The organism is Streptomyces sp. NPDC005485 (assembly GCF_040606085.1).
Classification (GTDB): Bacteria; Actinomycetota; Actinomycetes; order Streptomycetales; family Streptomycetaceae; genus Streptomyces.
The window spans coordinates 1-10,291 of the sequence record NZ_JBEXDZ010000237.1 but is presented as its reverse complement, the minus strand read 5'-3'; the positions used below and the strand labels follow the sequence as shown (position 1 = coordinate 10,291).

General features: G+C 70.2%; 7 protein-coding genes. 4 read left to right on the top strand and 3 right to left on the bottom strand.

What is annotated here, in order from left to right; all coding sequences use genetic code 11:
* The 3 genes from ABZS97_RS41595 to ABZS97_RS41585 form a co-directional block, all read right to left on the bottom strand.
* On the bottom strand, nt 1–1,193 hold a 1,193-nt coding region (locus ABZS97_RS41595; RefSeq protein WP_356148164.1), incomplete at its 3' end, for a GNAT family N-acetyltransferase.
* A 353-nt stretch (nt 1,194–1,546) separates the two neighbouring features.
* Nucleotides 1,547–3,415 carry a cellulase family glycosylhydrolase gene (locus ABZS97_RS41590; protein ID WP_356148161.1) on the bottom strand — a complete coding sequence of 623 codons (1,869 nt, stop codon included), beginning with the start codon at nt 3,413–3,415 and terminating at the stop codon, nt 1,547–1,549.
* Between the two features lie 99 nt (nt 3,416–3,514).
* The gene (locus ABZS97_RS41585) at nt 3,515–5,503 is read right to left on the bottom strand and encodes a translation factor GTPase family protein (RefSeq protein WP_356148158.1); all 1,989 of its coding nucleotides are present in this window, start codon (nt 5,501–5,503) and stop codon (nt 3,515–3,517) included.
* Between the two features lie 249 nt (nt 5,504–5,752).
* Between ABZS97_RS41585 and ABZS97_RS41580 the strand changes: the two genes are divergently transcribed.
* From ABZS97_RS41580 to ABZS97_RS41565, 4 genes are all read left to right on the top strand, one after another.
* Complete coding sequence (locus ABZS97_RS41580; RefSeq protein ID WP_356148155.1) at nt 5,753–6,490, top strand: tetratricopeptide repeat protein; 738 nt, start codon at nt 5,753–5,755, stop codon at nt 6,488–6,490.
* A gap of 180 nt (nt 6,491–6,670) precedes the next feature.
* Nucleotides 6,671–7,141, top strand: coding sequence for a (2Fe-2S)-binding protein (locus tag ABZS97_RS41575; RefSeq protein WP_356148152.1), 471 nt, complete (start codon nt 6,671–6,673; stop codon nt 7,139–7,141).
* Nucleotides 7,138–9,501, top strand: a complete 2,364-nt coding sequence (locus ABZS97_RS41570) for a molybdopterin cofactor-binding domain-containing protein (RefSeq protein WP_356148149.1) — start codon at nt 7,138–7,140, stop codon at nt 9,499–9,501. The genes ABZS97_RS41575 and ABZS97_RS41570 overlap by 4 nt, the downstream gene beginning before the upstream one ends.
* A partial coding sequence (locus ABZS97_RS41565; RefSeq protein ID WP_356148146.1) for an FAD binding domain-containing protein occupies nt 9,498–10,291 on the top strand: 794 nt, incomplete at its 3' end. The genes ABZS97_RS41570 and ABZS97_RS41565, both read left to right, overlap by 4 nt.

The window sequence follows — 10,291 nt, the reverse complement described above, 5'->3', positions numbered from 1 at the left end:
CGGGCGGTTCTGTGGCGTCGAGCGGGACGAGCTGGGGGAACTGCCGTGCTCCGACGAAGTGCCGCTCGGACGGGAAGGGGGTCCCGGCCTCCCACCTTGCCGGAAGCGTCCACCAGGCCCGAGGTACGCAGTGTGCCGACCGTTTTCAGCAGCCGGTCGGCCGGTTCTCGCAGCCGGGGATGGGCCAGGACCGTGTTGCGCAGACCGCGCACCGGTCTGCGGAGCAGCCGGTGCGCGGCCGCCACCGGGTGCGGGCGGGTCGCGAACCCCTCGGCCACGCGCAGCTCGCGGGTCTTGAGCCAGTCCTTGTACTGCTTGTCGCCGCGCCCCCAGTCCATCAGCGTCACGCCGTGCCGGCCCGCCGCCTCGGCCATCCGAAGGTGCATCAGCAGCCCGGGCGAGTAGTAGCGGAACTCGGGGTCGTAGGCGGTGAACCAACACGCGAACACCGTGCGCGAACGCGGTCCGAAGTGGGCGGCGACCGGCCGGTCTCCGGCGTACACCACGGACAGCACACCGGTGAAGTGCTCCTCGCGGACATGGAAGAGGTTGTCCACCAGGGCGACGATCCACGGCCGCGCGAACCGGTCCATCCGTCCTGTCCTGCGGTACTGGGCGGACTTCCAGCGCATCAGCCGGTGCAGCACCTGCGGATCGCGCTCGTCGAAGACGAACCGCATCTCGCCCAGGTCCCGCCCCAGCCGGCGTTCCTTCTTCAGCGTCGTCTTGGCCAGGCCCGGATACGCGCCGCGCAGCCACTGCGGGTAGTCGCTGTCGCCCGGCTTCAGGTCGATCACCGGCGAGGCGAACGTCCCCGTCACATACCGCCCGAATGGTTTCTGCTCGTCGATCAGGTGGTCGAACTCGAAGACGGACAACCCACAGGCCCGCAGCAGTTCCTGGGCGTCCCAGGCGACCCCGGGGCGGTGCACGAGGGCCTGCAGATCGGAGAGGCCGAGGCCGATGGCGCGCCCGACCCCCAGGGAGTTGCGCTCGTACGGGAAGAAGCCGACGGGCTCCCCGTTCTCGTGCAGGACCGCCACCCGCGCCCCACTGCGGTACCGGCCGACCCCGGCGGCGAACTCCGGCGAGAGGAAGGGGTTGGCGTACTCGGGTGACTCGTCCATCACCCCGTGCCAGGCTCGGCGAAGCGACGTGCTCAGCTCGTCGGGTCTGTGAATGGTGATGTCCACCTCAGATCAACCGCCCTTCCGCGGGCCCCGCGAGCGACGTACCGGTCCGGGCACCGACCAGTAGGGCGTGTGGATCACTGTTCATGGATCGCATGGACGACCGCTCCCCCCATGACGCGCAGTCCGCGTCCTGACACTTCCTGGTGTATCTGCCGATCCACGCCGGGTATCCGCTCGTCCCGCGGTCGACGACCGAGATCCGAACGGTTCGGTGGGGCTCAAACGTCGCGAAACAGTACGCACGCTGTCAAGGGGGTCTGACACAACGAAAGCCTGCAGGACGGACGGACCGCTCCGTTCAGGCCCGTCCGACCTGCAAGTCGTGGCTTTCCCGCCCTTCCGGAGGCATTCGGTCAGGCGTGCGAGGCCGCCCATGACGTGAGTTCCGCCTTGGCCGCGTTCAGCAGGGTCGACGAGGGGTTCGCCGCGCCGTTGGTGACCAGGGCGTAGTGCAGGGTGGCGGAGTCGGTGGAGGTGAGCAGAAGGCGCCGGCTGCCCGTGCCGCCTGGTTCGGCCGCCGTGGCGACCGGGGTGGCCGTGGTGTACGCGGGCAGACCGTGGACCGCGCCCAGGTCCGAGACCACCGTCGTCGAGGCCGCGGGGAAGGACGCCGGAAGGTGGAGTTCCGTGGGGGCGGTCGTCCCGTCGGAGCGCCACATCAGCAGGCCGTACTGGCCCGTGCCGACGAGCTGGGAGACGTTCGGCAGGCTGCTCGGGACCGGGTTCCACGTCAGCGTCGTGGAGCCGTCGCGGGAGCGGTCCTCGTAGGTGAAGGCGAGGGCCCGGCCCGCCGTGGCACTCGGGTAGAGGCGGTCCAGAAGCCGGGCGTCCTGGCGCAGGACCGCCTTCCCGGAGTCGTCCAGGCCGACCGCCGAGAGGTCCTCGTCGTTCCAGGCGTCACCGGAGGTGAGCACCTTGTCGGGGTTGCCGTTCATCAGCTCGTGGTGGCGGCCGCTGTAGAGGTCCCACTGCCACTGGGAGCCCGAGAGGACGGGGCCGGAGCCTTCCGGCTTCGACCACCAACCGGCGCCCGGGACACGGGAGTCCAGTGCCTGGTACATGGCCTTCACCACGGTCGGGGCCTTGTCCGAGACCGAGCCCGACAGCGGGTGCCCGAACTCGCTGACCACCGCGGTCGTGCCCGCGGCCGAGGCCCTGTCGCGCACCGCCCCGAAGTCGGTGGCGTACTGCCCATCGCCCGCCTTGCCCCACATGAAGACGCCGGAGATCGCCTTCTGGTCGTAGAAGTGGGTGTTGAACACATAGCGCGAGCCGAGGGTGCCCGCATCCAGGAGGCCGCCCTCCTGTTTCTGGAAGTCGAGGTTGGAGTTCCAGAAGAGGTTGGGCTCGACGAAGGCGGGCTTGGCCTGCCAGCCGGCCGCGTCCATCCGGGCCCGGAACTTCGCATAGAACGGCCAGAGGATGTTCTGCTCCCAAGTACGGCTGGTCTGCCCGGAGTCGTACGTGCCCGCGAACGGCTCGTTGAAGGGGTCGAAGCCGACGACGCCCGCGAACTCGGCCGAGGTGAGGTGCGCTCGGACGTAGGACATGGTCGTCTGGGCGGTGGTGAGGAAGGCGTCCTGGAGGCCGTGGGCGTTGTGCCAGAAGTCGTACGACGCCTGCTTGACGGCCCCGTTCTGGGTGATGTTCTGGCCCCAGAAGAGGCAGATCCCGCACGACTCCTGGGGGTAACCGCCCGCGTCGACGGCCCACTTGGGGGCGCCGTCGCCGCTGTACCAGCTGCCCGTGTTGAAGAGATAGCGGGAGTAGAGGTCCTGGTGGAAGTCGGGGTAGACGCGGATCCCGGCGTCGAGGAAGGCACGGATCTGGTCGGTGACGTCGGCGAGGTAGCCGGTGTCGACCTGGCCGCGCGCGGGTTCGGCGTGCGCCCAGGAGAGCAGGAAGCGCACGGAGTTGCCGCCGCCGAGGGCGCGCAGCGCGGTGGCGGACTTCTTGGCGTCGGCGACCGACGCGAAGGGCAGTCCGCTGTGCTCCTCCAGCTTCGTCTCGCCCGAGACGTTGTAGCCGCGCAGCACGACCTCGCGGCCGAGTCCATCGGTGAAGTGGCCGTTCGCGACGGTGAGAGTGGCGGCGGCGGGTTCGTCGAACCAGAGGGAGTCGGGGAGTCCTTCCGCGGCGGCGGGCTGGGCGCTGCCCGCCGCCGTGAGGAAACCGGTGAGGAGTACGAGGACGCCGAGCAGACGCGCACGTAACTTCGCCATGCTCACTACAGTCCGGGCGCATCGGGCATACGTCAACACCCCTGACTCATGAGTAAGTTTCTTGTTTCAGTCGTCCCTGCCGTGCCATGTCGGGTCATGTCACCCACCGACCCGCCGGGTCACATTGAGCAGGTACTCCTTCCGGTCGAGAGGGTTGAGATCGGTCCGCGGACGGTCGGGAGCGCTGCCGCCCGCGACCGGCGCGTAGTGGTCGAAGGCGCATTCCAGTTCGCCTTCGCCGCGCGTCAACGCCGGGAGCTGCTGCTCAAGTTCATGCACCCGGGCCACCGGGACGCGGCCCTCCAGCACGCATGACGTGCCGTGTGTCTCCGTGGTCCGGGGAACGGCACGCTGCCGGGCCAGCAGGGGCAGGACGGCTCCCAGGGTGTCCGCCGGGAGCTCCAGGCGGAGGTGGTGCATCGGCTCGTAGACCTGGGTGCCCGCCTCGCGCAGTGCGGCCATGACCACGAGCGGGGTCAGGCCCCGGAAGTCGGCACCCGTGCTCGACATGCTCTTGTCGAAGCCCTGGTGGGCGTGGCTCTGCCGGGGTGAATAGCCGCAGTGCGTCATGGTGACCGTGCAGTCGGTGACCCGCCAGCCGTTGAGACCCTGCCCCAGCGCCTCCCGCACCGTGTCCTCGACCGCCTTGAAGAACGCGTACGGCATCGAGCCGAGTTCGACCTCCAGCCGGAATTCCACGCCGGAACCGGTCGGCGCGGGATCGATGCGCAGTCCGACGGTGGCGAGAAAGGGATTGGGGTCCTTTCCGTTGAACTCGACTGCCGCGCCCGTGCCCATGGGCCTTTCGACGCACAGCGGGGTGGTCTCGCGGAACGTCACAGCGACGCCGAATTCGTCGGCGAGCGTCGCCTGAATGACTTCCTTCTGCACCTCGCCGTAGAGGGAGACGGAGATCTCCTTGCGCACTTCGTCGTGCCGCAGGTCGATCAGCGGGTCCTGCTCGGCGAGCTGGGTGAGCGCGAGGTGCAGCGCGCCGTTGTCGGCGGGGCTGGTGGGGACGACGACGGTTTCCAGGGTCGGCGGGGAGAAGTGGTGCTCGGCCGTCCCCTTGCGCGGCATGCCGAGACAGTCGCCGATCCGGATGTCCGCGAGGCCCCAGAGCTTGCCGATCCGCCCCGCCGCCACTTCCGTCGCGCGCACGTCCGAACCACTGTCGAAGACGCTGATCGCGGTGACCTTCCCCTCCTCCCCGCCGCGCATCAACAGCCGGTCCCGGGTGCGCACGGTCCCCGAGAACATCCGCGCGTAGGCGATCTTCTCCCCCGCGGGGCCCCGCTCGACCTTGAAGACGGTGCCCGAGACCGGGCCGTCCGGGTCGCTGTCGGCCGCGGGCAGCAACTCCTTGATCCCGGCGATCAGTTCGGGGACCCCCGCCCCGGTCACGGCCGAGCCGAAGAAGACGGGGTGCACCACGGCCCTGCGGGTCTGCTCCGCGAGTACGGCGCGCAGCCGGCCGTAGGAGACGGCACGCTCGTCGTCGACGTACGCGGCGAGCAGTCCGTCGTCGCGCTCGGCGAGCCGGTCCAGCAGGCGCGGACCGAGGGAGCGGGCGTCGAACGGGGTGAAGTGCGCATCACGCGTGCCCGGTTGGCCGATCCCTCCCATCGGGACGATGGCCTCGGTGAGCCGCGCGGAGATGTTGCGCAGCACGCGCTCGTCCTGCGCGCCGGGACGGTCGATCTTGTTGACGAAGACGAGGGTGGGAATGCGCAGCCGCTGGAGCGTCCGCATCAGCACACGGGTCTGCGCCTGTACGCCTTCGACGGCGGAGATGACGAGGACGGCGCCGTCGAGCACGCTCAGCACCCGTTCCACCTCGGCGATGAAATCCGGGTGGCCGGGGGTGTCGATCAGGTTGACGGTGACGTCGTCGACCGCGAACGACACCACGGCGGACTTGATCGTGATCCCGCGCTGCCGCTCCAGCGCGAGGGAGTCGGTCTGCGTGCTTCCGTCATCGACGCTGCCGACCTCGTCGATGACCCCGACCGTGTGCAGCAGCCGCTCGGTCAGGCTTGTCTTACCGGCGTCTACATGCGCCAGAATTCCCAGGTTCAGCAAATGCACCGGGTGTCATGTCCTTTGAAATGGGAGTGATTCCTTCCTGCGGGGACATGAACGGTGTGCGCATTGCTGCTCCTCGATCTCGACGGCTCGGTGAAAACGTCCTTCATAGTGCAGCAGGCGGCGATGCGTGAGGGCAACGGATTTATGGCGACGGCGGGGGTCTGCCGGACGGCGCCGCGCATAGCCTGTAACCGGGCGGCAGACGAGGGGGCGGATGCCATGTCCGCGAAGCCATGCGGGGAATGCGCCATGACCATGGGGGCACTTCGGGAGGAGCTGCGGCGGGCCACGGAGGACGAAGCGATCGAGGGTGTCGCGTCGTTCCGCGGGACCGTGGACCGGCCGTATGAAACACCCCTGCCCGAGGACGATCCGGTCCTGTTGCTCGAACGGCGCCTGGCCGAGTCGGAGCGCGAGCGCGGTCCCGACCATCACGACACCCTGGTCGCCACCAGCAACCTCGGAGGCGTCTGTCAGGAGGCAGGGCATCTCGACCGGGCCGTGTCGCTGTTCGAGCGAACCCTGGCCGCGGCGGAACGCGTCCTCGGCCCCGGCCACGTCGACACGCTCACGTTCTGCAACAACCTCGCCTCCGGCTACGCGGCGGCCGGCGACCCCGGTCGTGCCATTCCCCTCTACGAACGTGCCCTGGCCGGTCGCGAGCGCGTCCTCGGCCCCGACGACCTGCGCACCCGGCTGTGCCGTGACAACCTCGCCCGCGCCCACGAACTGGCGGGGAACCCGGCGCGCGCCGTCCCGCTCCACCGGCGGACCCTGGCGGACCGTGAACGCATCCTGAGCCCCGGCCATCCCTACACCCTGCTGTCCCGCTGCGAGCTCGCCCACGCCCACCACGCGGCGGGCGACGAGGAGCGCAGCGCGGAGCTGTTCCAGCGCACTCTGGCCGACAGCGAGCGCCTCTTCGGGCCCGACCACGCCGCGACCCGGAATGTCCGGGCGTTACTGGCCCATGTGCGGGGCGGCTGACCCACCGTTCGCCCTCCCGGGGAGGGGCTCGGCTGCGCCCGCGGGCTCGGACGAACACCGCCCTCGTGCAACGCTCAACAATGCCTGTCGCAACCCTCCCCCCTCCCGCAGTGCGGTCCTAGAGTGACGCCCATCACCTCCGGTGGCTGATTTCCCTCGCACGGTTCCCTGGGAGGGCACATGACCCGTATCTCGGTGACGGTGGACGGCACGACGTACGAGGACGAGGTGGAACCCCGTCTTCTCCTGGTCCACTACCTGCGCGACCGCCTGGGCCTGACCGGCACCCCGGTCGGCTGCGACACCTCCAACTGCGGGGCCTGCACGGTGGACCTCGACGGGGAGAGCGTCAAGAGCTGCTCGGTGCTGACCGTGCAGGCCGACGGGAGCGAAGTGACCACCATCCAGGGGCTGGCCCGGGACGGGGAGTGGCATCCGTTGCAGCAGGCGTTTCACGAGCGGCACGCGCTGCAGTGCGGGTACTGCACCCCGGGCATGATCATGGCGGCCCGGGATCTGCTTCGGGAGAACCCGGACCCGGGTCCGCGGCAGGTACGGGAGGCGCTGGAGGGCAACCTCTGCCGCTGCACCGGCTACCAGAACATCGTGCGCGCGGTCCTCGCCGCCTCCGGGCAGGAGGTCTCGACATGACCGACCAGGTCACGGAACACGAGGTCGGCCGCTCCCGGCCGCGCAAGGAGGACGCCCGGCTGATCACCGGCCAGACCACCTGGACGGACAACATCACGGTCAACGGGCTGCTGCACCTGGCGATCCTGCGCAGCCCCATGGCGCACGCCCGCATCGACCGCGTCGACGTCTCCCCCGCCCGCGAACGGCCCGGTGTCGTCGCCGCGTTCAGCGGCAGCGACCTCGCCGAAGGCCTCGGCTCGCTGCCCTGCGCCTGGCCGGTCACCGAGGACATCGTGCTGCCCGACCATCCCCCGATCGCGGTCGACGAGGTGCGCCACGCGGGCGACCCGGTGGCCGTCGTCGTGGCCCGCGACCGGTACGCGGCCGCCGACGCGCTGGAGGCCGTCGAGGTCGACTACACCCCGCTGCCGCCGGTGCTCGACCTGGAGGCCGCCCTCGCCGACGACTCCCCACTCGTCCACGCGGACAAGGGAACCAACCGCTGTTACGACTGGCGGCTGGCCACCGGCGAGGACTACGCCGCCGTCCGGCACCGCTCCGACGTCGTCCTGCGCCGCCGCTTCCACCAGCAACGGCTGATCCCCAACGCCATGGAACCGCGCGCCGTCGTCGTCACCCCGCTCGCCGCCTCCGGCGAGTACACCGTCCACTCCTCGACGCAGATCCCGCACATCCTGCGGATCATGCTGTCCGTCGTCACGGGCATCCCCGAGCACAAGCTCCGGGTGATCGCCCCCGACGTCGGCGGCGGCTTCGGCTCCAAGCTCCAGGTGTACGGCGAGGAGGCCCTCGCGCTCGCCGTCGCCCGACGGCTGGGGCGGCCCGTCAAGTGGACCGAGTCGCGCTCCGAGGGATACCTCGCGACCCATCACGGGCGCGGCATGATCCAGGACGTCGAGATCGCCGCCAACCGTGACGGCGGGATCAACGGGCTCAAGGTCCGGCTGCTGGCCGACATGGGCGCGTACTTGATGCTCGTCACGCCGGGCATCCCGATCCTCGGCGCGTTCATGTACCCGGGGATCTACAAGATGGACGCGTACGACTTCACGTGCACCGGAGTGTTCACGACCCGCACACCCACCGACGCCTACCGCGGCGCCGGGCGCCCCGAGGCGACGTACGCCATCGAACGGATCATGGACGAGCTGGCCGTCGAACTCGGTCTGGATCCGATCGAGTTGAGGCGACGCAACTGGATCCGGCACGAGGAGTTCCCGTACACGTCCGTCGCGGGACTGACCTACGACAGCGGCAACTACGAGGCCGCCACGGACCGGGCGCTCGCGCTCTTCGGGTACGACGAACTGCGCGCGGAGCAGCACAAGCGCAACGAACGCGCAGACGCCGTACGGCTGGGCATCGGCGTGTCCACGTACACGGAGATGTGCGGGCTCGCGCCGAGCCGGGTGCTGCGGGATCTGCGGTACTCGGCCGGCGGCTGGGAGGCGGCGAGCATCCGCATGCTGCCGACCGGCAAGGTCGAGGTGGTCACCGGCACCAGCCCGCACGGGCAGGGGCACGTGACCTGCTGGAGCCAGATCGCCGCCGACGTACTTGGGGTGCCCTTCGACGACGTCCAGGTCCTGCACGGCGACACCGGCACCGCTCCACAGGGCATGGACACCTACGGCTCACGCTCGCTCGTCGTCGGCGGGACCGCGGTGCACCAGGCCGCTCAGAAGGTCGTGGAGAAGGCGCGCAAGGTCGCCGCGCATCTGCTGGAGGCGAGCGAGCACGACCTCGAGTTCACCAACGGCGTGTTCTCGGTGAAGGGTTCGCCCGACGCCCGCAGGAGCATCCAGGAGGTCGCCTTCGCGACGTTCTCCTCGCACGACCTGCCCGACGGCATGGAACCCACCATCAACGCCGAGCACTTGGTCGACCCGGAGAACTTCTCCTACCCGCACGGGACACACCTGTGCGCGGTCGAGGTCGACACCGAGACCGGCAGGACCTCGATCCGCTCCTACGTCTGCGTCGACGACGTCGGCCGCGTCATCAACCCGATGATCGTCGAGGGACAGGTGCACGGCGGGCTCGCGCAGGGCATCGCGCAGGCGCTGTACGAGGAGGCCGTGTACGACGACGACGGCAACCTGCTCTCCGGCACGATGGCCGACTACCTCGTGCCCTCGGCGGCTGACCTGCCGGACTTCGTGACGGACCGGACCGTGACGCCGTCCACCACGAATCCCCTCGGTTCCAAAGGAGTCGGCGAGGCGGGGACGATCGCGTCGACGCCCGCCGTCGTCAACGCGGTCGTCGACGCCCTGCGCCCGCTGGGTGTCACCGAAGTCGCGATGCCCTGTACTCCGCAACGGGTCTGGGAGGCCCTCCAGGAGGCTGCGACATGATTCCCCCGGCATTCGCATACGCCAGGCCGACGAGCGTCGAGGAGGCCGTGCGCACCCTCGCGGACGCCGGTGAGGACGCCAAGGTCCTCGCCGGCGGGCAGAGCCTGCTGCCGCTGCTCCGGCTGCGGCTCGCGTTTCCCGAACTCGTCGTCGACGTGGGCCGGATACCCGAGCTGCGCGGGATCCGCGAGGACGAGGGCACGCTCGTCATCGGCGCGATGACCACCCACCACGACGTGCTGCGCGACCCGCGGGTGCGCCGGCACGCCGGGCTGCTCGCGGCGGCCACGGCCACCGTCGCCGATCCCGCCGTACGCCATCGCGGCACCCTCGGCGGGTCACTGGCCCACGCCGATCCGGCCGGTGACCTGCCCGCCGTGATCCTCGCCTTGGACGCCACGCTGCTGGCCGTGGGGCCGCAGGGGGCGCGGGCCATCCCCGCCCGGGAGTTCTTCGTCGACTACCTGCAGACCGCGCTGCGGCCGGACGAACTGCTCGTGGAGGTGCGGATCCCTACGGCCGACGACTGGGGTTTCCACTACGAGAAGTTCCAACGGGTCGCGCAGGCCTGGGCAGTGGTCGGCGTGGCCGCGCTGGTGCGCCGCGACAACGGGCACATCGCCCAGGCACGGATCGGGCTGACCAACATGGGCCCGACCCCGCTGCGGGCGGCGGCCACCGAGGAGACGCTCTTCGGTGCGGCGGACGCCGGCGCGGTGGCACGGGCCGCGGAGGCGGCCGCCGACGGCACGCGTCCGTCGGCCGACCCCTCGGGGTCGCCCGCCTACCG